Source organism: Halobellus rufus, from assembly GCF_000739575.1.
GTDB lineage: Archaea > Halobacteriota > Halobacteria > Halobacteriales > Haloferacaceae > Haloquadratum > Haloquadratum rufum.
Genome location: NZ_BBJO01000013.1, coordinates 1 through 22,527 on the forward strand (window position 1 = coordinate 1; position 22,527 = coordinate 22,527).

Annotated in this window: 21 protein-coding genes and 1 pseudogene; 9 read left to right on the forward strand and 13 right to left on the reverse strand. The window is 68.9% G+C overall.

Features of this window, described 5'->3' with window-relative positions; genetic code table 11:
• From ACP99_RS06250 to ACP99_RS06260, 3 genes and pseudogenes are all read left to right on the forward strand, one after another.
• A pseudogene (locus ACP99_RS06250) lies at positions 1-87 on the forward strand (transcription factor TFIIB); the annotation flags it as partial.
• Between the two features lie 77 nt (positions 88-164).
• Positions 165-1,436: a DNA repair protein NreA gene (gene nreA / locus ACP99_RS06255; protein ID WP_049985776.1), complete on the forward strand. Its 1,272-nt coding sequence runs from the start codon at positions 165-167 to the stop codon at positions 1,434-1,436.
• A gap of 169 nt (positions 1,437-1,605) precedes the next feature.
• Positions 1,606-2,004 (forward strand): TRAM domain-containing protein, encoded by a 399-nt coding sequence (locus ACP99_RS06260; RefSeq protein ID WP_049985777.1) that lies wholly within the window; start codon positions 1,606-1,608, stop codon positions 2,002-2,004.
• A gap of 50 nt (positions 2,005-2,054) precedes the next feature.
• On the opposite strand, the gene ACP99_RS06265 is transcribed toward ACP99_RS06260, so the two are convergent.
• Positions 2,055-3,788, reverse strand: a complete 1,734-nt coding sequence (locus ACP99_RS06265) for a radical SAM protein (protein ID WP_049985778.1) — start codon at positions 3,786-3,788, stop codon at positions 2,055-2,057.
• Between the two features lie 102 nt (positions 3,789-3,890).
• Between ACP99_RS06265 and ACP99_RS06270 the strand changes: the two genes are divergently transcribed.
• Positions 3,891-4,490, forward strand: coding sequence for a GNAT family N-acetyltransferase (locus ACP99_RS06270; RefSeq protein WP_049985779.1), 600 nt, complete (start codon positions 3,891-3,893; stop codon positions 4,488-4,490).
• 68 nt (positions 4,491-4,558) lie between these two features.
• Positions 4,559-5,746 (forward strand): 3-dehydroquinate synthase II, encoded by a 1,188-nt coding sequence (locus tag ACP99_RS06275; protein WP_049985780.1) that lies wholly within the window; start codon positions 4,559-4,561, stop codon positions 5,744-5,746.
• A gap of 77 nt (positions 5,747-5,823) precedes the next feature.
• Here ACP99_RS06275 and ACP99_RS06280 read toward each other — a convergent pair whose 3' ends face one another.
• The gene (locus ACP99_RS06280) at positions 5,824-6,273 is read right to left on the reverse strand and encodes a zinc ribbon domain-containing protein (protein WP_049985781.1); all 450 of its coding nucleotides are present in this window, start codon (positions 6,271-6,273) and stop codon (positions 5,824-5,826) included.
• A gap of 113 nt (positions 6,274-6,386) precedes the next feature.
• On the reverse strand, positions 6,387-7,436 hold the full coding sequence (locus ACP99_RS06285) for a transcription initiation factor IIB (RefSeq protein ID WP_197052371.1): 1,050 nt from the start codon (positions 7,434-7,436) through the stop codon (positions 6,387-6,389).
• A gap of 224 nt (positions 7,437-7,660) precedes the next feature.
• On the opposite strand from ACP99_RS06285, the gene ACP99_RS06290 reads away from it, so the two are divergent.
• Positions 7,661-8,446, forward strand: a complete 786-nt coding sequence (locus ACP99_RS06290) for a helical backbone metal receptor (RefSeq protein ID WP_049985782.1) — start codon at positions 7,661-7,663, stop codon at positions 8,444-8,446.
• 71 nt (positions 8,447-8,517) lie between these two features.
• Positions 8,518-9,045, forward strand: coding sequence for an inosine/xanthosine triphosphatase (yjjX, locus tag ACP99_RS06295; RefSeq protein ID WP_049985783.1), 528 nt, complete (start codon positions 8,518-8,520; stop codon positions 9,043-9,045).
• Positions 9,046-9,081: 36 nt separating this feature from the next.
• Here the strand turns inward: yjjX and ACP99_RS06300 are convergent, their stop codons facing one another.
• A complete protein-coding gene (locus ACP99_RS06300) occupies positions 9,082-10,986 on the reverse strand; it encodes a flippase-like domain-containing protein (protein ID WP_081927204.1) in 1,905 nt (634 codons plus the stop codon).
• A gap of 226 nt (positions 10,987-11,212) precedes the next feature.
• Here ACP99_RS06300 and ACP99_RS06305 point away from each other — a divergent pair, with 226 nt between their 5' ends.
• Positions 11,213-11,458, forward strand: coding sequence for a DUF7123 family protein (locus ACP99_RS06305; protein ID WP_049985784.1), 246 nt, complete (start codon positions 11,213-11,215; stop codon positions 11,456-11,458).
• Positions 11,459-11,528: 70 nt separating this feature from the next.
• Positions 11,529-12,032 carry a hypothetical protein gene (locus tag ACP99_RS06310; protein WP_049985785.1) on the forward strand — a complete coding sequence of 168 codons (504 nt, stop codon included), beginning with the start codon at positions 11,529-11,531 and terminating at the stop codon, positions 12,030-12,032.
• Between the two features lie 28 nt (positions 12,033-12,060).
• Here ACP99_RS06310 and ACP99_RS06315 read toward each other — a convergent pair whose 3' ends face one another.
• The 9 genes from ACP99_RS06315 to ACP99_RS06355 form a co-directional block, all read right to left on the reverse strand.
• Complete coding sequence (locus tag ACP99_RS06315; protein WP_049985786.1) at positions 12,061-12,684, reverse strand: winged helix-turn-helix transcriptional regulator; 624 nt, start codon at positions 12,682-12,684, stop codon at positions 12,061-12,063.
• A gap of 186 nt (positions 12,685-12,870) precedes the next feature.
• Positions 12,871-14,142 (reverse strand): SPFH domain-containing protein, encoded by a 1,272-nt coding sequence (locus ACP99_RS06320; RefSeq protein ID WP_049985787.1) that lies wholly within the window; start codon positions 14,140-14,142, stop codon positions 12,871-12,873.
• 140 nt (positions 14,143-14,282) lie between these two features.
• Positions 14,283-14,942, reverse strand: a complete 660-nt coding sequence (locus ACP99_RS06325) for an NfeD family protein (RefSeq protein WP_049985788.1) — start codon at positions 14,940-14,942, stop codon at positions 14,283-14,285.
• A gap of 24 nt (positions 14,943-14,966) precedes the next feature.
• Positions 14,967-16,733 carry a histidine kinase N-terminal 7TM domain-containing protein gene (locus ACP99_RS06330; RefSeq protein WP_156105617.1) on the reverse strand — a complete coding sequence of 589 codons (1,767 nt, stop codon included), beginning with the start codon at positions 16,731-16,733 and terminating at the stop codon, positions 14,967-14,969.
• 81 nt (positions 16,734-16,814) lie between these two features.
• A complete protein-coding gene (locus ACP99_RS06335) occupies positions 16,815-18,005 on the reverse strand; it encodes a restriction endonuclease (protein WP_049985790.1) in 1,191 nt (396 codons plus the stop codon).
• Positions 18,002-19,813: a DUF7282 domain-containing protein gene (locus ACP99_RS06340; RefSeq protein ID WP_049985791.1), complete on the reverse strand. Its 1,812-nt coding sequence runs from the start codon at positions 19,811-19,813 to the stop codon at positions 18,002-18,004. Before ACP99_RS06340 ends, ACP99_RS06335 begins: the two co-directional genes overlap by 4 nt.
• 125 nt (positions 19,814-19,938) lie before the next feature.
• On the reverse strand, positions 19,939-20,220 hold the full coding sequence (locus ACP99_RS06345; RefSeq protein WP_049985792.1) for a DUF7312 domain-containing protein: 282 nt from the start codon (positions 20,218-20,220) through the stop codon (positions 19,939-19,941).
• A gap of 54 nt (positions 20,221-20,274) precedes the next feature.
• Positions 20,275-22,041, reverse strand: coding sequence for a pyruvate kinase (gene pyk / locus ACP99_RS06350; RefSeq protein WP_049985793.1), 1,767 nt, complete (start codon positions 22,039-22,041; stop codon positions 20,275-20,277).
• Positions 22,042-22,165: 124 nt separating this feature from the next.
• Entirely contained in the window at positions 22,166-22,498 is a 333-nt protein-coding gene (locus tag ACP99_RS06355; protein WP_049985794.1) for a hypothetical protein, read from the reverse strand.
• Positions 22,499-22,527 lie beyond the last annotated feature (29 nt).

The following is a 22,527-nucleotide window of genomic DNA, read 5'->3' on the forward strand; positions in this document are numbered from 1 at the left end:
GAGGTCGCCGACGTCGCGCAGGTGACCGAGGTCACGATCCGGAACCGCTACCAGGAGCAGATCGAAGCGATGGGGCTGCACAGTTGAGTGTCCCGCACTCGGGACCCCGCCCTGCGATCGCCGACGCCGAAGCTTCATATCCGTAGACGCCGCAGCACTACCCGATGAAACTGGACGAGTACGTCGACATCGAGCGCAACGAGCGGGCCGAGCGTCGGCGACTCGCCGAGGAGAAGTCCTACGACATCCTCGATCACCTCGAGACGTTTCAGGACCGCTTCGAGGAGACCCTTCAGGGCGATTCGCTGTACGGCGGCGTCTCACCGTCGATCTTCGTCGGGACGTCGAACTACCCGCGCGTCTCGACCGGACTGCTCTCGCCCGTCGGCCACGACGAGGACGCCGAGCGCTTCTCGACCTCCGGGGCGTGGTACGACGAGGGCGTCTCCATCGACGACGTCTTCGCGCGGCGGACGTCGCTTCTGAACTCCAATCGGTCTCAGAAGGTGACGAACGTCGCCGACTCCTGGAACGGCTTCCTCGGGACCCAGCGGGAGGTCGCGATCTCCGATCGGCCCGTGACCGTCGAGATCGGGCTGGACGAACGGCCCGACCTCGATCTGGACGCCGGCGTCGAGGACGTCGCGACTCCCGTCGGCCCCCGCGCCCGCGCCCGCTCGGCCGACCTCGCGGAGAACCCCCACGTGCCGCGGCTCGTCGAGAAGACCCTCGAAGACGACGACTGGAACGCCGAGGGGGCGATGACGTACCTCTACCGGCGCGGGTTCGACGTCTACGACGTCAACACGATCCTCTCGGCCGGCGCGCTCGGCCAGACCGAACAGCGGCGACTCGTCCCGACGCGCTGGTCGATCACCGCCGTCGACGACACCGTCGGGAAGTACCTCCGCGGGAGGGTCCGACCGAACCCCGAGATCAACGAGGTCGAGGTCCACCGCAACGAGTTCATGGGCAACGCGTTCTGGGTGATCCTCGCGCCCGGAAAGTGGGAGTACGAGCTCGTGGAGATGAAAGCGCCGGGCAGCGTCTGGAACCCCGACCCCGAGGCGGGGATGTACCTCGCCGCCGACAACGAGGGCCAGAAGGGTCGGACGGGCTACGTCGAGGAGACCGCCGGGGCCTATCACGCCGCCCGACTGGGCGTCCTCGAACACCTCGACTCCCGCGGTCGGCAGGCGAAGGCGCTCGTCCTCCGGCACGTCTCCGACGAGTACTGGGGGCCCGTGGGCGTCTGGCAGGTGCGCGAGACCGTTCGCGACGCCTTCGACGACGAGTACGGCACGGCCGAGACCTTCGCCGAGGCGGTCCGCGGCGTGGCCGAACACCTCCCGGTGTCGCTCGCGACCCTGCGGCGGAAGTCGACGATGGCCGCCGGGCTGCAGACGACGTTCGGCGATTTCGGTCCGAGTCCGTGAGTCGGTCCGACAGAGCGAGCCGAACGGTCGGGGCCGACCAGACGACCGCGTCCGATCGGACCGACCGGACCACGGCGTCCGACGAGAACGGCAGACCGCCCGTTCGCACCGCGAGCGCGGCGGTACTACTTTAACGGTTCGCCGAGACGTACCACCGGAGGACTGTACGGTGGAAATCTCAGATAAACTCTTGTGTCTGTTCAACGCGGACGTTCGTGAGGAAGACGACCGTTATCTCGTCGAAGTGCCGAAGCGCGAGGTCGAGACCGGTGCGATCGAACCCGGCGAGGCCTACCGCGTCGCTCTCATTTCTCGTGCGCTCGAAACGCCGCCGGAAACGACCGAGACCGAGCAGCCGTCCTCGGAGCCGCAACCCCCGGTCGAACCCGGCGAACTGCGGTACGTCGAGATCGAGGACATCGGCAAGCAGGGCGACGGCATCGCCCGCGTCGAGCGCGGCTACGTCATCATCGTCCCCGGGACGGAGATCGGCGACCGCGTGAAGATCGAGGTCAGCGAGGTCAAGTCGAACTTCGCGGTCGGCGAAGTGATCGAAGAAGAGGTCTGAGCGGGACTACCACGCCGCGCCCGCGCTCGATCACTAGCCGACTCGGAGCGTCACTCGACGCGCGACCGCTTCTCGCGCGGATACGTCCCGGTGAAAGTCTCGAAGTCGATCTCGGGACTCGGGACGGCCGCGACCGACTCGTAGGGCCTGTTGACGACGATGTCGCCGGCGGTTCGGTCCCCGATCCCCGGGATGGCGGTCAGTTCGTCCATCGTGGCCGCGTTGGGATCCAGCGGATACGGGACCGCCGTGACCGACCGGTAGCCGTGGTCGACGACCGCGACGTCGATCGTCCGACCGAGTTCCCGTTCCCCCGGAATGCCGACCAGAAGCGGGTACGTGCCGAGCTGTCGCCCGAACGTCCGACCGTCCTGGTGGTATTCGAGGTGGACGTCCGGCAGCACCGTCCCGACGGGAGCGAGCCGCCGAAGCATCGGCCGGTCGATCTCCTCGCGCACCTCGCGCTTGTACTCCTTGAACCGCTTTTTGTGCGCCTTCGCGATGTTCGCGCCCTCGTCGGCCATCTCCGTGCCCTCGAAGGCCATCACCTGCCGGATGTTGATCCGTCTGACCATCAACCCCGCGTCGTAGACGCGTTCGAGGAACCGCTTGTTGTGCTCGAACGTCTCCGCGCGCTCGCCCTTCAGCCCGTGGAGGAGGTTGATGCCGGGGAGGAGCTTCGGCAGCCGATTCGCCGCGTCGGGGCCGTGCGTCGGGGCGTCCGCGGGGTCGTCGCCGGGCCGCCAGCCCGCCACCTCGTTGACGATCTCGACCGCGCGAAAGCACTCGTCGGCGGTGACGTTGAGCTGGTTTTGCTCCTGAACCACGGGGTCCGCCGATTCGAGGCCGAAGGCGGCGGTGTCGCCCGGCGTGTTGTGCTCGGCGATGACCCTGATCCCCTCCCTCGCCTTCTCGGGCCATTTCACGACCGTGATCGGGTTCATATTGTCGAGGTGCAGCGTGCCCAAGTCGGGTGCGACCTCGCGGATCCCGCCGTAGAGCTCCCTGAGCGCGTCGGGGTTCGGCGCTTCGCCGTCGCCGCCGTACGCGAGGATGTCGGCCTGTCGGCCGATCCGGAGGTGTCGCACGCCGCGCTCGTAGAGCGCCTCGACCTCGCCGACGACCGACTCGGGCGACCGGAACGCGGGGTCGCCGTACATCGGCTCCGTGCAGAACGAACAGCGGTACGCGCAGCCGCGTGAGGTCTCCAGTTCGCAGATGAGGTACTCGGGGTGGTTCGGGTGCTGCTCGACGACGAACGCGCCCTTCGCGGCCCAGCGGTCCAGTTCGTCGTTGTCGCGGTAGCGGTTCTCGAACCCTTCGAGCCCGCTGTCGACGAGGTCGAAGGCGGCGGCCTCGACGTCGGCCATCGCGAGGAAGTCGTAATCGAGGTCCTGCCGCTGCATCTCCTGTGCGCCGGCGTTCTCCTCGCCGACGCCGAAGCGGATCGGCCCGCCCATCACGGAGACGCCGTCGGCGGCCCACGCGAGTTCGCGCACCTCGTCCGGCTCGGCGGGCGTCCCGCCGACGTACTTGCCGGGGACGGTCATCCCCCCGAGGTAGACGAGGAGGTCCGCGTCGGCGACGTCGGCCCACTTGCGCCTGTCGTCGCGGAGTTCGTCGATCGTGTGGTAGGTCACGTTCGACTCCGGCACGCCGGCGTCGACGATCGCACCGGCCGTGAACCGCGGGTACGTCGAGATGTACGGCGGCACGCCGAAGTGCGCCGGCTCGTCGACGTAGCCGTCGACGAGCGTCACCGAGAGATCGGCCGGATCAGTCATACCGTGGCAAAGAGCGTCGAGCGGTAAAACGCTCACTCTCTGGGGTCGAGGCCGGCGGGCGGAATCGTAAGACCGGTTACCGGCGGCACCCACCCGACGGATATGACCGAAACCGCCGATCCCGACGTCCGACTCCGGCCCGCACGTCCCGACGACGCGGCCGCCGTCCGCGACATCTACGCCCCGTACGTCCGCGAGACCCCCACGACGTTCCGCACCGAGGTCCCCTCCGTCGAGCACGTCGCCGACGAAATCCGCGAGAAGCGCGCTGCCGAGAAGTACCCGTGGTACGCCGCCGTCGACGCGGATTCCACGCTCGTCGGCTACGCCTACGCCAGCCAGCTCCGCGGCCGCAGCGCGTACCGCTGGGTCGTCGAGACGTCGATCTACGTCGACCCCGACGCCCAGCGCGACGGGATCGGAACCCGTCTCTACGACCGCCTGCTGGAGACGCTTCGGGAGCAGGGATACTGCGGCGCGTACGCCGCGCTCGGGATGCCGAACCCCGAGAGCGAGGCCTTCCACGAGCGACACGGCTTCGAGCGGATCGGGGCGTTCCCGGCCGCCGGCTACAAACTCGGCGGGTGGCACGACGTCGTCTGGTATCACCGCCGCCTGCGGAATCCGGACGGCGAACCGGCCGAACCGCGCCCGGTGTCGGCCGTCGACGACGCGTTTGCCGACTTCGCGCTCGACGAGTGACCCCTCTCCGGCAAGCGTCCGGGAGAGTCGCCACGTTCAAGCGCACCGGCCGAGTTGCACCGACAACGATGACACGAAGCGTCTGGCTCAAGGCCGACGACAGCGTCGGCGACTGGGAGACACGGAAGCGACGGATCACGGCCGGCCTCGAGGCCGGCGTCGACTGGGTGCTCGTCGACGAGGCCGACGTCGACCGCGTGCGCTCGCTCGGCGACGTCTCGGTGGCCGCGTTCCGGCGGAACGCCGACAGCAGCCTCATCGACGACGTCGAGGCCGACCGGGACGACGAGGGCGAGCGGTCGGCGGCCGACGCCTACATCGTCGGCAAAGAGGGCGAGGGAGACGGCACCGTCGACCTGCCCGGCGACTTCTCGGGGTCGGCCGACCTGACGACGCTCCGCCGCGAGGACGAGCGCGCGCAGGGCGCGTACGTCCGGATCCTCTCGGAAGACTACGAGTCCTTCGCCGAGGAGGCGGCCACCGAGGCCGACTACACCATCGTCGTCGGCGAGGACTGGACGATCATCCCCCTCGAAAACCTCATCGCGCGCATCGGCGAGGAGACGGACCTGATCGCGGGCGTCACAAGCGCCGAAGAGGCCAAGACCGCCTTCGAGACGCTCGAACTCGGTGCCGACGGCGTCTTACTCGACTCCGACGACCCCGACGAGATCCGACGGACCGTCGAGATCCGCGAGGAGGCCGAGCGTGAGACGCTCGACCTCCAGTGGGCGACGGTCACCGCGGTCGAACGCACCGGGATGGCCGACCGCGTCTGCGTCGACACGGGGAACCTGATGGAACACGACGAGGGGATGCTCGTCGGCAGTATGGGCCGCGGGCTGTTCTTCGTCCACGCCGAGACCGCGGAGTCGCCGTACGTCGCCTCGCGGCCGTTCCGCGTCAACGCGGGCGCGGTCCACGCGTACGTCCGAACGCCCGACGGCGGCACCAAGTACCTCTCGGAGCTCAAGAGCGGCGACGAGGTGCAGATCGTCGACGCCGACGGGAAGACCCGCGAGGCGGTCGTCGGCCGCGTGAAGATCGAGAAGCGCCCGATGTTCCGGGTCGAGGCCGAGATCGGCGACGACAGAATCGAGACGCTGCTGCAGAACGCCGAGACGATCAAGGTGCCCACCAGCGAGGGACGCAAGTCCGTCACCGACCTCGAAGCGGGCGACGAGATGTTGGTGTACTACGAGCAGACCGCGCGGCACTTCGGCGAGGCCGTCGAAGAGAGCATCATCGAGAAGTAACGCGAGCGGCGCTCTCAGCGTGAGCCACTCGGTCCGTTCCGGCTATTGATCCGAGCGGGCTCCGCAGTCCCGAACGATTACCGTTCCGTCTCCGGAGGCCGTTGCTCGGTCTCGGGGTACTCCCACTCCAGTTCGATCGTACACCACGGACAGAAGTCGATATCGGGGTCGAGGTCGCCGCCGCAGTTCGGACACGTCGGGCCATCGCTCGCGCGCGGCCCCTGCACGGCCAGCCGATAGGCGTCGAACGTGCTGACCATCAACAACCCGAAGATCGGGCCGGTGACCGTCGGCGGCAGCGACCCCGGATCGAGCGAGGCCAGCGCCGCCAGGTCCGCGGTGGCCATCGTCGACGCGTCGACGAACACCCAAAGCAGCACGATCGCCGCGCCGACGACGAACGAGAACCACGCCGCGGCGCGACGCCAGCGGCGGAGATAGAGGTGTCCCGCGCCGGCGACGCCGAGGCTCGCACCGACGACGGCCACGAGCGCCGTGATCATCGCACGGCGGCGCGTTCGGGGCATATCCGGTGTCGACGGGGTGGGTGCGTATAAATCTCCGGAATCTGATATCGCGGTCCGGAATCGGCGACTGCCGCCTGAATCGACCGAACGCGGCGGTCAGACGACCGAAAAGTCTACGCGAGGCCGATGCTCTCTTCGGCTTCCAGCAGTTCGTGGTACCGGTTGCGGATCGTGACCTCGGAGATGTCTGCGACGTCGCTGACGGCGGCCTGCGTCGTCTTCTCGTTGGTGAGAAGCGCCGCGGCGTAGACGGCCGCGGCGGCGAGGCCGACCGGCGACTTGCCCGAGTGGACGCCCTTCTCCTTGGCGTTCTTCAGGAGTTGGCGCGCGCGGAGCTTCGCCTCGTCGGAGAGGCCGAGTTCGGAGGCGAAGCGCGGGACGTACTGCTCGGGGTCGGCGGGCTTGACCTCCAGCGACAGCTCGCGGGCGATGTATCGGTAGGTGCGCGCGACCTCGCTCTTGGGGACGCGCGAGACCTCCGAGATCTCGTCGAGCGAGCGCGGGACGCCCGCCATTCGCGCCGCGGCGTAGACACACGAGGTGGCGACGCCCTCGATGGAGCGCCCCGGAAGGAGGTCCTCGTCGAGTGCGCGGCGGTAGATGACCGACGCCGTCTCGCGGACGTTCTCGGGGAGGCCGAGCGCGGAGGCCATCCGGTCGATCTCGCCGAGCGCCTGCTTGAGGTTGCGCTCCTTGGAGTCTCGGGTCCGGAAGCGCTCGTTCCACTTGCGGAGCCGCTGCATCTTCTGGCGCTGGTTCGACGACAGCGAGTTGCCGTAGGCGTCGCGGTCGCGCCAGTCGATGTTCGTCGACAGCCCCTTGTCGTGCATCGTGTTCGTCGTCGGCGCGCCGACGCGGGACTTCTGGTCCTTCTCCTTGGCGTCGAACGCGCGCCACTCGGGGCCGCGGTCGACGGAGTCCTCGGTGATGACGAGGCCGCAGTCGTCACAGACCGTCTCGCCGTGCTCGTCGTCGACGACGACGTTGCCGCCGCACTCCGGGCAGGATAGTTCCTCGTCGGCCGTCTCGGATTCAGTCTCCTCTTCCTTCTCGTCCGGTCGGACCCAGCGCTGGCCGGCCGAACTGCCGCTTCGGTCGTCGTTCGTTCGCGATTCGTCTCTCGTTCTCGCGTTCACGCGAGTGTACGTACTCTTCTCGCTCATCGGTATAGCGACGAATGCTCCGTGCCACAGACACGGGGTAAGAGAGGCCCGGAGCGGTCCGTATCCCTTCCACCGACGGAGAATATAAAAGCGGTTCGGAATCGCTCGCGCGAATGCGACGCACAGCCCCGATCGGAGGCATCTTTCGAAAACGACCGTTAGGATTTATATATAAGGCGTGTCCCTCCACAACGCATTTCGCCGTCGCCGCCGCGTGTCCGCGTATGACTGCCGAAGGGGGTCGGACGACGCCGACGGAGAGAGCCGCTCCGACAGTCGTCTCGCTGGCACCGAGCGCGACGGCGACGTTGGCGGCGATGGGCGCTGCGGAGCGAATCGCCGGCGTCACCGCCCACTGCGGGCTCGACCGACCCGTCGTCGGCGGCTGGTTGAACCCCGATTACGAGCGGGTGGCCGACCTCGACCCGGACCTCGTCTGCACGGCAGACGGCCTGCAGGCGGAGGTCCGCGACGACCTCCGCGAGCGCGGCTACGACATCTGTCACGTCGAGCCCGACACCCTCGAGGCCGTCGTCGACTCCTTCGAGACGCTCGGCGAGGCCGTGGGGCTCCCGGACGCCGGGGCGGAACTCGCCGGCGACGCGCGCGAGCGGATCGATGCGGTGGGTCGCCGCGTCGAGTCGGCGTTGGAAACCGGTGGCTCCGAACGCCCCGTCGTCTACTCCGAGGAGTGGGGCGAACCGCCGATGGCCGCCGGCAACTGGGTCCCCGAGGCGATCGAAGCCGCGGGCGGGCGGTACCCGTTCTGCGATCCCGGCGAGCGCTCTCGGGAAGTCACCCGCGAGCGCGTCGAGGCGGCGGCTCCCGACCACGTCGTCGTCCACCACTGCGGGCGGGGCGACCGCGTCGGTTCCGACCCGCTAGCCGACCACGGCTGGGACCTCGACGCGTCGGTGCACGTTCTCGACGACGACCTCCTGAACCAGCCGAGCCCCGCACTCGTCGACGGGATCGAGACGCTCGCGGACCTGTTCTACGGCGACGAGTAGCGTCGGTCAGGCAGCGAGGGTGGCTCGACGAGAAGCGACACACGTTTGCGCCGCGCGGTCGACGCACCGGTATGCAGATCGCAGTTGGCAGCGGCAATCCCGTCAAGCGCGAGGCGGCCGCCCGCGTCTTCGCCGAGTCGGCGGTGGCCGCCGAGCCGGTCCCGTCGGGCGTTTCCGAACAACCCGTCGGCCACGAGGAGACGAGGCGGGGCGCACGGAACCGAGCGACAGCGGCGCTTCGAGCCGGCGCGTACGACCTCGGCGTCGGTATCGAGGGCGGCGTCGCGACGTTCGGCGCGTCGGGGGCGGCCGCGTCCGAAGACGACGACCTGTTTCTCGTGATGTGGGCCGCCGTCACCAACGGCGAGCGGTGGGGCGTCGGCGCGGGGCCGAGCCTCCCGCTCCCGGAACCGATCACGGCGCGAGTCCGAGACGGCGAGGAGCTCGGACCGGTGATGGACGACGTCCTCGGGAAGTCGAACGTGGCCGAAAAGGAGGGTGCGGCGGGCGCGTTCACCGACGGGTCGATGAGCCGCACCGACGCGCTCGACGCGGCGGTGACCGCCGCCGCCTCGCCGTTTCTGAGCGATCTGTACTGACGTCCGCGAGCGGAGGGTTCGGCCGCGAGAGCCGACTCAGTCCAGGTTGACGGCCTCGTCCGTCTCCTCGCGTACGTCGCGGGTCTCCTCGACGGCGGTCGTCAGCGAGACGTTGAGCCCGAGCATCGAGCCGTAGCCGCCGATCACGGTGACGATGTTCTTTACGGCGTGGTCGAGGACGGCGGCTCCGAGCGCCAGCTCCGGCCCCAGCGGCGTCAGCGCGACGACCAGTAGCGTGAACGCGCCCTCGTAGAGGCCGACGCCGCCGGGCGACAGCGGGAGCACCTTCGCGAGGTTGCCGACGCTGACGGCGAAGAAGCTCACCGCGACCAGTTCGACGACCGGCAGGCCGGGGGAGAACGCCGCGAGGACGAACAGCGCGGTCACGACGTCGAGCGTCCAGATGAGAACGCTCGTCGCGCCGACGCGGAGGAAGCCCTCTCGCGTCCCCGCCACCGTCTGGAGGTCGCCGACGAAGCGACCGATGATCCCCGCGACGAAGTCCGCGTACGAGTCCGTGCTGATCCGGTGCATAAACGCCGTGACGAGGTCGCGATCGCTCCGCGCGGAGAGACCGATGACGCCGACCGCGCCGAGGGCGGCGAGGCTGACGGCGATGGCGACGACGACGGCGACGCGGCCCGCGCCGTCGGAGCCGACGATGGTCTCCGCGAGTTGGGCCGTCTGTCCGGTCACCGTGTAGCCGATGAGGACGACGCCGGCCATCCCCGCGATGGTGAGCAGGTCGAAGACGCGCTCGGCCGCCAGCGACGCGAACCCGGAGGGGTACGGGATGTCCCGGCGGGCCTTGACCACGTACGCGCGGATCAGGTCGCCGGCGCGGGCCGGAAAGACGAGGTTTCCGGTCTGGCTGATGAACACCGCGCCCGTCAGGAATCCGACGCGTTCGCGGAACCCGAGCGCCGAGAGGATGTCCCGGTAGCGGAGCCCGCGGAGCGGCCACGAGAGGACGTACACGAGGACTCCCGCGGCGACGAGGGTCGGGTCGGCCTCGCGCATCTCCGAGAGCACCGCCCCGAAGTCGATGTACTGCGTCATCAACACCAGCGCGAGAACCGCCAGGACGGCCCCGGCGACCATCCCGACGCGACGGGAGAGTCGCGGGCGAACGGACAGCTGCCACCACGTCCGGAGGATCTGACTGCCCATCCCGAGGACGTCCCGGACCAGGTCGACCTTCGTGTCGCCCTTCGGCGTCCAGTCGACGGGGAACTCCGCGACCTCGAACCCGCGCCGTTGGGCGCGGACGAGCATCTCGGTGTCCCAGAACCAGTGTTGGTCCTCGACGTCCTCGCGCAGGGCCTCGAACGCCTCGCGGCTGAACGCCTTGAACCCGCACTGGTGGTCCCTGATGTCCGATCGGAGGAACGTCCGCACGAGCCCGTTGTACGCGCGGCTCGGCACGCCGCGCTTGGCCGGCCGCTCGGCGACGTTCTCGGACATCCACCGCGAGCCCGTGGCGACGTCCGCCTCGCCGGAGCGGATCCGTTCGACGAGCTCTTCGAGGTGTCGCATATCGGTCGCCAAGTCCGTGTCGAAGTAGACGAGAACGTCCCCGCGGGCGGCCTCGAACGCCCGTTCGAGCGCGCCGCCGCGACCGAGACGCTCCTCGCTGTGGACGTGTCGCACGCGGTCGTCCTCGGCGGCCAGGCGGTCGGCGATCTCCGGCGTTCGGTCGTCGCAGCCGTCCTCGGCGACGATCACCTCGAACGTCCCGGGCTCTAGGAACGACGCGAGCGTCCGGAGCGTCGTCTCGACGGTCGACTCGATCGTCGCTTCCTCGTTGTACGCCGGGAGCACGACGCTGACCGCCGTCGGATCGCTCGACGGTCGTCCGTCACGCGTCGGTGACTCGAGATCGCGACGGTCCTCGCGCTCCGGGGACGTGTCGCCATCGGCTCGGTCACGAGGACCTGTCATTGGCTCCATCTGGCGCTCCGTTGGCTATGAACTTTCTGTCTCGTTCCTTGAGATTTCCTCGCACGGCCGCAGTCGCTTCGCCACCCGTCGCCGCGTTAGGCGACCGTACCCGCAACCGCGTTCGAGGTGGTAGATTTCTCGGGAGGTGGTCCCAAAACCGCAGTACTGCGCGGTGTTAACCTCCCGTACCAAACCGCTCTTAGGTGATTCTCCCGTGACTACAGATATGAGCGCGACCGCCTCGGCGACGACCACCACGAACCTCAGCGAGAAGCAGCGCCGGATCCTCCAGTACCTCCGAACCAACGTCGACGACCGGACCTACTTCAAATCGCGACTGATCGCGGAGGACCTCGGCCTCTCTGCGAAGGAGGTCGGCGCGAATATGCGCGCGCTTCTCGACGGCGACATCGGCCTCAGCGTCGAGAAGTGGGGATACTCGTCGGGAACGACGTGGAAAGTGACCCGATAGCGTCACAGCCGAGTCGCGGGCGAAGCGAACAACGGCGTTATCAGTGGCGGCGCACAACGTTCGCGCGTCAATGGACGATCTGACTCCGAGCGGACGTCGACGGTTCCTCGAGAGCGTGGGCGTCGGCGGCGCGGCCCTCCTCGCCGGCTGTACAGACCAACTCGACGTCGGCGACGGGGGCGGCGACGCCGACGAGCAGGTGACCGCGGATTCTGGAGACAACACGGCGAGCGTCGCGGCCATCGTCGCGGTCGATCAGACCGCGCTGCAGGAGGAGCAGGCCGAGATCCAGAGCGAGTTCCAAAACGGGAACCTGACGCAGGAGGAGGCCCGCGAGGAGCTCTCGACGCTCCAGGATGAGTACCTCGGGGAGGCGATCACGAACCTCACCGGGACGGTCGAGGAGACGGAGGGCGTCTCCGTCGACGACACGTACCGCTCGCTTGGCGCGGTGACCGTCAGCGGGAACGCGGCGGCCGTGCTAGCGATCCTCGATGCCGACTCGGTGAGCGCGTTGGTCTCGAAGGCCGACCTCGACGCGCAGGTGCAGACGACGCAGGAATCGTCGAACTGAAGCCTCGTTCGAGCAGTACTGACTTTTTTCAGGGGTCGTACCGGACCAGCGAGTCGGCGTCTGCGGCCAGCGAGACGGCCTCGGAGCCGAACGAGTCGGCGTACCTCACGACGAGCGTGAGCACCGTCTCCGGGCGCTCGACGGCGTACCCGTCGTCTCGCGAGAGGAGCCCCGCCTCGTCGAGTTCGCGGGCGTAGCCGCTGACGGTCGCTCGCGACACGTCCAGGCGGTCCGCGAGCGCCGACCCCGACGTCCCGGGCTCGCGGAGGAGTTCGATCAGCATCCCCCGCGGGGTGCGGCGGCGGAGGTAGCCGAGCGCGGTCTGTTCGAACGCCGAGAACCGCCCGGCCGGGAAGAACCGCTTGTAGTCGCCGTCGCGGGCGAACACCAGCACGCCGTCGTCGACGAGCCGGCCGAGGTGATGCTGCGTCTCGCCGGTTCCGAGGTTGAGGTCGTCGCGGACCTTCGAGAAGTGCGCGCCGGGGGTCGAGGTGACGTAGCCGACGATGGCGTCGCGGGCGTCGCTCGTCGTGTCGGCCTCGGCGGCGGCGCTCCCGCTCGCGCCGAGTCCGGCGAGCGGCGACGCCGCCCCCAGCGCCGCGAAGCGCCTGAGCGTCGCCCGCTTCTCCTCGTCGATTCTTCGATCCCCCATCTGTTACGTTTCCGTAAACGGCTGATTCAGTCAAAAGCGCTTCGTTCGGGTCAGTTTCGGGAGGGTCGGCGCGGTGTGTCGAACGCGGGGAAAACAGGCTCCCGTCGGGTCCGTTCGGCCCTTCGGCCTCACTCCCCCGACGACTTCCCACTCGCTGACGCTCGTGGGAATCCCGCCGGATCCGTGCTACTCCTTCTCGGTTTCGACGGCGGGGTCGGCCTCCTCCGTCGCGGCGTCGTCCGTTCCGGCCTCGTCGCTTGCGACTTCCTCGCTCGCGTCCCCGACGGCCTCGCGCGGGGGAACGTCGCCGGTGGCGTCGCCGACGACCTCGTCGGGGTCCCTGATCGTCGATTCGTCGGCCGCGTCGGCCTCGGCGACGACCTCGTCGGCGCTCCTGATGTCGGTGCCGCCGCCCTGCTTGATCGCTTCCGCCTCCTGTTCGAGCTCTTCGACGTCCATCTCGGTGGCCGCGTCGATCTGCCCGAGGATCTCCTCGATGTCGTCGAGGCCGAGGAGCTCCCGCGTCTCCGCGTCGAAGTCGAGGCTGTCGAGCCCCGCGGACTCTTGGACGTCGGAGTCGGTCAGCTGCCGGCCGTAGCGACCGAGGAGGCTCGTGAGTTCCTGCGGAAGGACGAACGTCGTCGACTCGCCCTGTCCGATCGTCTCTAAGCTCTCCATCCCCTTCTCGATGATCGCGCGCTCGCCCATCGACTCGGCGGACTTCGCGCGCAGCACCGTCGAGATGGCGTCACCCTGCGCTTCGAGGATCTGGCTCTGCTTTTCGCCCTGCGCGCGGATGATGTTCGACTGCTTCTCACCTTCGGCCTGCTCGACCGCGGAGCGGCGTTCCCCCTGCGCTTCGAGGATCATCGCACGGCGACGACGCTCCGCGGAGGTCTGCTGCTCCATCGCCTGCTGAACGTCCTGAGAGGGGTTGACCTCGCGGACCTCGACGCTCTCGACGCGGACGCCCCACTCGTCGGTCGGCTCGTCGAGTTCCCGGCGGATCCGCCCGTTGATCTCCTGACGCTTGTTGAGCGTGTCGTCGAGTTCCATGTCGCCGATGACGGCGCGCAGCGTGGTCTGTGCGAGGTTCGAGACGGCGCGCTTGTAGTCGTCGACTTCGAGGAAGGCCTTCTTCGCGTCCATCACCTTGATGTAGACGACCGCGTCGGCGGTCACCGGCGAGTTGTCGCGGGTGATCGCCTCCTGTCGCGGCACGTCGAGCGTCTGCGTCCGCATGTCGAAGGCGTACGTCCGCGAGACGAACGGCGGAATGAAGTTGATGCCCGGTTCCAGCAGCTTTCGGTACTCGCCGAAGACCGTCAGCGCCTTCTTCTCGTAGGCGTCGACGATCTCCACCATCTGATAGACGGTGACGATCGCGAGGAGGAGGACCAGTATCCCGATCGTCGGGATACCGATGCCCGCCTGTAGCGATATGGGACCAAGTGCCATATTCGGCCTTAGTGTGTCGCTCTCATAAGGGTTGGCCCCCTATATCGAAATAGCGTGGCGTGTGGCGCGGGACCCCCGTCAGCAATCGAGTGACAACGCCCTGCCTTCCTCGAATGCAGCTATCGGGGTCCGATGCCGAATCACGCCCGTTCGGTCTCGGTCTCGACGTCCTCGTCGCCCTCGTCGTCGGCGAGAGCGGTATCCGTCTCGTCGTCGGTAGCGTCCGCCCCGGTGTCGTCGACCTCCCGATCGACGTCCTCGTCGACCCGCCCCCGCGCGAGTTCCCGGTCGATCTCGTCGTAGTTCGTCGACAGCGACTCCACGGTCACGACGTTGCCGCCGCCGGGATCGACGACGACGACTTCGCTGCCGACCTCGATCTCGCCGTCGACGGAGCGGGCGGCGTAGAAGGGGTTGAACCCGCCCTCGTCGAGTTTGACTTCCCCCTCGGTCGGCGTGACGCGCTCGGTGACGCGCCCGGTCCGGCCGCGGAGGCTCGTCGAGTCGCTGGTCTGTCCGGATCCCTTCCCGCCGTAGAAGTCGAACTCGCGGTAGCCGTAGAGCGCGAGCGCGCCGAAGACGAGCACGAGGACGCCGAGCACGATCGGCGACGCGAGCGGGCCGAGGACGAGCCCGACGAGCCCCGCCGCGAGGAGCGCGATACCGAGCACGACGAAGTGCGCCCCAGGCGCGAAGGCTTCGAGGACGCTCAGTCCCAGCCCGGCGGCGACGAGCAGGAGCGGCAGCGTCTCCGGCGGGATCGAGAGCTGCAGGGCGACCGAGAGGGCTCCGTCGAACATACGCTGGCTAAGGCTGGCGGCGGATTAAGCGTTGTCACGGTCTGGAGCCGAATCGGCCCCGTCCGCCGGTGCGGCGGTCGGCAGTTCCAGAAACACGCTCGTCCCGTCGTCGGAGCTCTCGAACGCGACAGCGCCCCCGAGGGCGTCGACACCCCAGGAGACGATCCAGAGCCCCAGTCCGCTCCCGTGTTCGAGCGCGGTCTCCCCGTCGCCGTCGAGGATGGCGAGTTCGTGTTCCGGGATCCCCGGCCCGTCATCTCGGACCGCGATAGTCAGAAAGCCGTCTTCTCCGTGGCCCTCTGCGCCAGTCTCCGGATCACGTCCGGGGCCGGCGAGCCGAATCGCGGCCGTCGGCGACGCGGAGTCGTTGTGTTCGAGCGCGTTTTCGAGCACGTTCTCGAAGACGACGTCGAGAAGCGGGCGGTCCGCGCGGACGACGGCGGTCTCGGGGACGTCGATGTCGACGCTCGCGTTCGGGTACGTCGACGAAAGCTCGTCCCGGATGTCCTCCACGAGCGGCCGGACCTCGACGGCCGCCGGTTCGGTGTCCGCTCTCCCGAGCGCCCCCTCGATCTGTCTCGCCTTCTCGCCGAGGGCGACGACGCCAGCCGTGTTCCTCGCTGCGGTCTGAATCATTTCCCTGACTTCGGGGTCTTCGACCCTGTCTGCCGCGATGTCCAGATAGCCCTCCACGACGTTGAGGTCGTTGCGGAGGTTGTGCCGGAGCACCCGATTGAGCACGGCGAGTCGCTGCTCGCGCTGGCGCTCCTCGGTGATGTCCTGACAGACGATGGTGTCGCCGACGGCCGTTCCGGAGGCGTCAGTGAGCGGGGCCGTCGTGACCGCGTACGTCCGGTTTCGCCCGTCGAAGCGCCGCGACAACGTCTGCTTGCCGCCCGACGGATCGATCTCGGGGAAGAACTCCTCGAAGGGTCGTCCGAGCGCGTCGCCCGTGTCCGTGGCCGACAACCGAGCGGCCTCGTCGTTGAGTTCGATGATCCGACCGCCGCTGTCGACGATGACCACGGGCGATCCGAGGTTCTCGATGGCGGCGCGGTCGGCCGTTCGGCGCGCCGCCGGGACCATCTCGAACATCTCCCGCGAGAAGAAGGCGTACATGTCGAAGGCCAAGTGGATCGGAAACACCAGCGGCGTGAGGTTCAGCGGCGGCGTGGGACCGAGTTCCGCCAACCAGAGGAGGAACGGGAGCCCCGGGAAGATCGGCGAGACGGCGATCGCGGCGGCCTGCGATCGGTACAGGGGACCGTAGCTGAACACCGTGTCGGCGAGGAGAAACGACCCGACGGCGATCATCAAGATGAACCCCGCGGCGTTCACGAACAGCCACGGCTGGTGGGCGTACACCACCGTCGCCGCGCCGAAGGTCGGATCGATCCGGTAGCCGCTCCACGCGACGTGGTGCAGCGAGTTCGTGAGGACGACGAGCGTGTGCAACGCCTGCAGGCCGACGACCGCCGCCATCGCCCTCGAGCGGAGGACCTTCTGCCGGCCGGTGTACTCCAGCGCGAAGGCGAGGAAGAAGACCCCGATGAAGTTGATGCTGAACCAGATCGGTATCTCGAACAGTTCCCTGATACCCGGGTCGAACACGAAGAGGGCGACGCCGTACGACAGCGCCCACAGGGCCTCACACCCGATCGTCGCGACGAAGAACCGGCCGCCCAGGCGATCGCGGTAGGGCCAGAGGTACCGCATAAATCCCAGCGAGATCAACCCCGAGAGCAGCGAACCGATCGCCATCCACGAGAACGAGAGCGAGGAGAACACCACCGTCACGGGGGACGGACGTGACGAGTATAAAATTACGGAGACGTATTGGGGAGTGACGGGCGCGACGGCGCTCGCCCTCGGTCAGTTCCCGTCGCCCGCGACGGTCGCTTCGACGTCGATCGCACTCTCGCGAGTGAAGCGGACGTCCGTGTCGCCGGTCGTCAGCAGGGTCGCGCTCTCCCCGTCGGCGGGCACGCTGAAGACCGTCCAGACCTCGCGGCTCTCGCCGGGTTCGAACAGCCCGGCGCTCGGGAAGCCCGTGACCCCGTCGAGCGGCTGGTGGCCGTAGCGCTCGCCGGCGACGTCGAGCGCCAGCGAAGACTGATCGAGCTGCGTCGGGCTGTCGGCGGTGTTGGTGACGTTCATCCGGACGAGGAGGAGCCGCTCGCCCTCCGGCGCGTCGTACGTGGTGCCGTTGACCTCCAGCGAGGTGGTCGTCCGTGCGTTCCAACGGGCGTCGAGGGTCGCGTTCTCCCCCGCCGTCGACATCGCCGAGACCGCGAGGCCGTCGCCCCCGCCGCCGACGCCGAAGGGCGCACCGAGCCCCACTGCGGGCCCCATCGTGGCCCCGAGGACGAACGCGACGACGAGGACGACCGGGAGCATCAGCGCGGGGATCGAGCGGTTCGAGATCCCCCGGAGGCCCGCGAGCGGTCCGGACGGCAACGGCAGCCGTGATCCGCCGTCACCCCCGTCCGGGGCGTCTCCGTTCGCCCGCCCGTCGCGTCCGGCGTCCCCACCCGGGCCAGTCTCGCTATCCCCGCCCCCGCCGCTCAGTTTCGCGCGGAGCGCCGCCACAGAGTCGTCGGCGTCGGCGGCGCGTTCGAGGAGCGAATCGGGCAGCGGCAGGCCGAGCACTTGGAGACGCGCCGCGACGCCCTCGATCGGACCCGTTTTCGTGTAGCGTGCGAGCACGTCCTCGAGCCCGCCGGCTTCGACCGTGTCTTCGAGCTTCGAGCGGTCGAGGAGGTGGACGCCCCGCTGGGCGGCCAGCTTCTTCGCCCCGTCGGCGAAGGCCCCCTGCGTCGCCACGACGGCGACGTCGATCCCGCGCTTGCGGCAGAAGCCGACGAACTGCTTGAGGTGCCGGTCGGTGACGGTCGCCGTCGCCGTCGGGAAGACGTAGATGACGCCGCGCTTGCCGTCTCCGCGCTTGCCGATCACGAAGTGGGTCTCGTCTGCGCGCTCGCGGACGGAGGTCTCCCAGCCGCGGGCGTCCCACAGGTCCGCGAGGAACGCGACGAACGCCGGCGGTTCCAGTTCCGGGATCACGACCCCTCACCCCGACGGGCGAGCAGCAGTGCCGCACCGACCACCGCCGCGACGGCGACGCCGGGCGACAGCGGCAGGCTCGATTGCGAGGTCCCCCCGGGCTGTAACGGCGTCCGCGTCTCGACGGGGTACGGCGTCGCGGTCGGCGTGCCCGTCGCCGTCGCCGTTCGCGTCGGGGTGGCGGTCTCTGTCTCTGCTTCCGGGAACTCGACGACGGCCGTGTCGTTCACGACCGCATCGTCGACCCGATACGCCGCGGCGCTCGGGTCGTAGGCGTTCTCCTCGCCCGCCCGGACGACTTCCGCACGGAGCCGCTGCGTCTCGAACACGACGTTTTCGAGCTCTGCGGAGACGTTCTCGTGCTGTCCGGGTTCGAGGTAGTCGCTGCGACCGACCGGCTCACCGCTCTCGTCTTCGAGTCGGACGAAGCCGCCCTCGGGGACGACGGCGCTCGCGACCTCGACGGACGTTCCCTCGACGGTCTGGTTCTCGAGGCGGACCGACGGGTCCGGGGCGACCAGGTACACCTCCTGGGCCGTCTCCAGGAAGTGGCCTCGGACCCACAGCGTGGCGTTGGTACCGCGGGAGACCTCCGAGAGGTCGAACGCGGCCTCGAAGTTGCCGTTCTCGTCGACGGTGGCGTCGGCGAGTTCGAGGAACGCGTTCGGATCCGTCGACCGCAGTCGGACCTCGAACTCGGTGTTCGGCGCGCGGGTCGTCGACCCCTCGACCGCGTACGTCGGGTCGTCCCACGGGTAGTGGACAGAGTCGTTCACGGGCGACAGCGAGACCGACTGCCGTCGGAGCGTGAACGTCGTCGTCGCGACGGTCGCAGCGCCGTCCGAGAGTCCGCTCTCGTCGGTGAGCGTCAGCGCTGCGCGGTAGCGGTTCCGTTCGGACTGGGACTCGATCTCGACGTCGCTCGTGTCCCAGAGGACGTAGAACTCGTCGGTCGCGAAACTCGGGAACACCGTCACTGCGGCGGAGTCGGTCGCGACGTACTCGCGGGGGGCGTTGTTCGGTCCGGGGTCCGTCTGCGTGAAGTTCACCTTGAGGCCGTTGGCGGCGGCGCTCCCCGTGAGGTCGCTGGCGTTCAGCGCCGTCTCCAGCCCGCTCTCCTCGATCCGCAGCACGGCGTAGTCGCCGCGGGCGACGTCGCCTCCCGCGGTCATCTCCGACTCCAGCGGCCCCGTGTTGGCGTCGCCGTCCTCGCCACCGCCGAGGTACTCGTCCGGTTCGAACGCGCCCGGCGCGCGGAAGGATTCGGCGGCCGACTCGCCGCGCGGTTCCACGGTGAGCGTGCTGACGTCGCGCTCGACGCCGTCGACGTCGACGCGGAGCAGGTAGTCCTCGGGCTCCATCGGTTCGTCGAGGGGCTCGGAGTGAAGGGTCGCCGAACCGCCCTCGACGAACGCCGACGGATCGGACGCCGTCGTTCGTCGGGTGTCGAGGACGATCTCGTCGGTCCCGCCGCCGCCGAGTTCGACCGTGACGTGGAAGCCGAACTCCGGGCCGCCGATCGTCACGTTCGCGGATTCGGAGTGTGAGACCGCGATGGTCACCTCGTCGCCGCGCGTCACGCTGACGTTGCCGTCGGGGAACGCTCCCGACGCGTCGTCGACCTGTTGCCGAGAGTCGGTGTCGACGGCTCCCAGTTCCGACGTCGCGGGGACCGGCGACACATCGCCGAGGTCCGCTGCCGGCTGTTCCCGGTCGGGAGCGGGTGCGACCCCCGAGACGGGCGTCGCGCTCCCGACGAGAAGCGAGAGGGCGAGGACGAGGACCAGCGGAGTTGGGACGTGAGGCATCGGCGAGGGCGTTGTCTACCGACGCTACCGACCACGTTACATAAAGCACTGCGGTCAAACCATCAGATCTGATAACAGACGGGCAACGCGGCGTCTCACCAGGAGTGCGGTCGACGCCCGCGACGTCAGATGAGGCCCGGAGCGACCGCGCTCACGAAGAGGAGGATCGTCCCGACGACGCCGATGACGACGAACAGCGCGTTCTCCGCGCCCGGCGATTCGGGCTCGATCGGCGGCCGGAAGAACTCCGCCTCGCCCTCGTCGGCGGCGGAGTCTTCCCTCGTCGTTCGCGCTTCGCCGGCGATTCGCGGCCTCGGGATCTGCTCGCCGCGCCCCGGGTTCGAGGCGTCGTCGGAAGCATCGTCGGCCTCCACGACAGTCCCGCTCGGGTCGTCTCGCTCAGTCATTGCCGGCGATAGGATCCGCGTGGAAAAAGACCTGCCGCCGTCGGACGCCGCCAGTCACTCCTCGATCGCGGACCGCCCGCGGTGGCTGATGAGGTTGCCCTCGTAGACGACGCCCCGTTCGGCGTGCAGCGTCAGGGTCGCGCCGTCCGAGAGCCACTTCGGCAGCGGCGCACCGGAGATCATCGGAATCCCGAGTTCTCGGGCGACGAGCGCGGGGTAGCCGGTCATCCCCGGGCGGGCGTCGACGATTCCCGCGATCTTGTCGGTGTCGCCGGTGAACTCGCCCTCGAAGTGCGCCGGCAGCGAGAGGATCGCGCCGTCGGGCACCGACGAGAGGTCGCCGTCGTCGACGACCGCAAGCGGGCCGGCCACGCGGCCGCCGACGACCTTCCGGCCGTTCGCGACGGTCTCGGCGGCGACGTGGAGCTTCAGCATGTTCGTCGTGTTCGTCCCCTCCAGTTCGGTCATCATCCCCGAGAGGACGACGACGGTGTCGCCGGACGCGGCGACGCCCGCATCGAGGGCGGCGTCGACGGCGTCTTCCATCATCGCGTCGATCCCCTCCCGATAGGCGGAGTACTTCGGTACGACGCCCCACGAGAGCGCCAGTTGCCGCCGCACGCGGTCGGTCGGCGTTATGGCGACGACGGGGACGGCCGGGCGGAACTTCGCGGTCTTCCGCGCGGTGTAGCCGGACTCGGAGGCGGCGACGATCGCGCTGGCCCCGACGTCGCGGGCGAGATAGCGCGCCGAGCGGGCCAGCGCCTCGGTCCGGGAGTCCCCGTCGGCGGTCGGGATGTGTCCCTCGCGGCTCTCGGAGTACTCCTCGCTGGCTTCGACCTGGCGGACGATCCGGTCCATCGTCTCGACGACGCGCACGGGATCGTCGCCGATCGCGGTCTCCCCCGAGAGCATCACCGCGTCGGTCCCGTCGAGGACCGCGTTGGCGACGTCTGAGGCCTCCGCGCGGGTCGGCCGCCGGGCGTGGACCATCGAATCGAGCATCTCCGTGGCCGTGATGACGGGCGTCCCGGTGGCGTGGCACTTGCGGATGATCCGCTTTTGGATGATCGGGACGTCCTCCAGCGGCATTTCGACGCCCAAGTCCCCGCGGGCGACCATCACGCCGTAGGCTGCGTCGATGATCTCGTCGAGGTTCTCGACCGCGCCGGCGCGCTCGATCTTCGCGACGACCGGGATGTCGGCACCGAGTTCGTCGAGCGCGTCGCTGATGGTGTAGACGTCCTCGGCGTCGCGGACGAACGAGGCGGCGACGAAGTCAGCCTGCTTCTCTGCGGCGACGGCGAGTTCCCTCCGGTCGCTCTCGGTGATGAGGTCGATGTCGAGATCGACGCCGGGCAGGTTGACCCCCTTCCGTCCGCCGAGGCGTCCGCCCGAGTCGATCCGGGCGATCACGGCGTCGTCCTCGACGCGGCGCACCGTCGCCTCGATCCGCCCGTCGTCGAGCAGGATCGTGTCTCCGGGCTCGGCGGCGGCGATCGAGTAGGAGAGCCCGACCGTCTCCGGCGTCGCGTCGTCGCCCTCGACGAACCGGACCTCGCTGTCGGTCTCCAGCGTGATCGAATCGTCGAGGGGGGCTGTCCTGACTTCGGGTCCCTGTAGGTCGACCATCGCGGCCAGCGGCCGATCGATCGCGTTGTCGACCGCGCGGATGCGGTCGATCACCTCGCGGCGGTGGTCGGGCGTCCCGTGGCTCGCGTTGAGCCGCGCGACGCTCATCCCCGCGTCCGCGAGGCCGCGGATCGTGGCCTCCGTGTCGGAGGCCGGGCCGAGCGTACAGACGATCTTGGCCTTGCGCATACCCCGGGCTACAGGCGAATAGGTGAAAAAGGATCCGACAAGTGACTACGATCGTGGTAAAAATCTCAACCGCGAGGCCGTTCGCCCCCGGCGAACCCTCGATTTCGATCCCGACTCCGACGGTTCACTGTTCGGGCATCGCGGCTGGGATCCACTCCGGGCGTTCGCCGTCCCAGTCGGCGCGCCACTCCCCGTACGCGTCGTTCTCGGCCAGTGACCGGACGACTCGCTCCAGCACGTCCCGGCTCACGACGTACGCGCCGTCGGTCCGGCCGGTGAACCGGAGCTCGAAGGACCCGTCTTCCTGCGCGTGGACGGCGACGCGGCGGATGCCATCGCGGATCCCCTTCGGGACGTCCGCGTCGAACTGGAAACTGGCCGCGGCGAGTCCCGGTGAGAGCCGGACTGGGGGCCCACGGGAGAGTTTCACGTCGGCGCTCGTGAGACCGAAGTACATCTCCCGTGGTTTTCACATCTGATAGCAAA

Coding starts and splice junctions, on each gene's coding strand:
- ACP99_RS06275 (WP_049985780.1), top strand. CDS start 4,559: ATGACACGAAGCGTCTGGCTCAAGGCCGACGACAGCGTCGGCGACTGG.
- nreA (WP_049985776.1), top strand. CDS start 165: ATGAAACTGGACGAGTACGTCGACATCGAGCGCAACGAGCGGGCCGAG.
- ACP99_RS06325 (WP_049985788.1), bottom strand. CDS start 14,942: ATGTTCGACGGAGCCCTCTCGGTCGCCCTGCAGCTCTCGATCCCGCCG.
- ACP99_RS06355 (WP_049985794.1), bottom strand. CDS start 22,498: ATGTACTTCGGTCTCACGAGCGCCGACGTGAAACTCTCCCGTGGGCCC.
- ACP99_RS06320 (WP_049985787.1), bottom strand. CDS start 14,142: ATGGCACTTGGTCCCATATCGCTACAGGCGGGCATCGGTATCCCGACG.
- yjjX (WP_049985783.1), top strand. CDS start 8,518: ATGCAGATCGCAGTTGGCAGCGGCAATCCCGTCAAGCGCGAGGCGGCC.
- ACP99_RS06300 (WP_081927204.1), bottom strand. CDS start 10,986: ATGACAGGTCCTCGTGACCGAGCCGATGGCGACACGTCCCCGGAGCGC.
- ACP99_RS06270 (WP_049985779.1), top strand. CDS start 3,891: ATGACCGAAACCGCCGATCCCGACGTCCGACTCCGGCCCGCACGTCCC.
- ACP99_RS06310 (WP_049985785.1), top strand. CDS start 11,529: ATGGACGATCTGACTCCGAGCGGACGTCGACGGTTCCTCGAGAGCGTG.
- ACP99_RS06290 (WP_049985782.1), top strand. CDS start 7,661: ATGACTGCCGAAGGGGGTCGGACGACGCCGACGGAGAGAGCCGCTCCG.
- ACP99_RS06345 (WP_049985792.1), bottom strand. CDS start 20,220: ATGACTGAGCGAGACGACCCGAGCGGGACTGTCGTGGAGGCCGACGAT.
- ACP99_RS06265 (WP_049985778.1), bottom strand. CDS start 3,788: ATGACTGATCCGGCCGATCTCTCGGTGACGCTCGTCGACGGCTACGTC.
- ACP99_RS06305 (WP_049985784.1), top strand. CDS start 11,213: ATGAGCGCGACCGCCTCGGCGACGACCACCACGAACCTCAGCGAGAAG.
- ACP99_RS06340 (WP_049985791.1), bottom strand. CDS start 19,813: ATGCCTCACGTCCCAACTCCGCTGGTCCTCGTCCTCGCCCTCTCGCTT.
- pyk (WP_049985793.1), bottom strand. CDS start 22,041: ATGCGCAAGGCCAAGATCGTCTGTACGCTCGGCCCGGCCTCCGACACG.
- ACP99_RS06315 (WP_049985786.1), bottom strand. CDS start 12,684: ATGGGGGATCGAAGAATCGACGAGGAGAAGCGGGCGACGCTCAGGCGC.
- ACP99_RS06280 (WP_049985781.1), bottom strand. CDS start 6,273: ATGCCCCGAACGCGCCGCCGTGCGATGATCACGGCGCTCGTGGCCGTC.
- ACP99_RS06285 (WP_197052371.1), bottom strand. CDS start 7,436: ATGAGCGAGAAGAGTACGTACACTCGCGTGAACGCGAGAACGAGAGAC.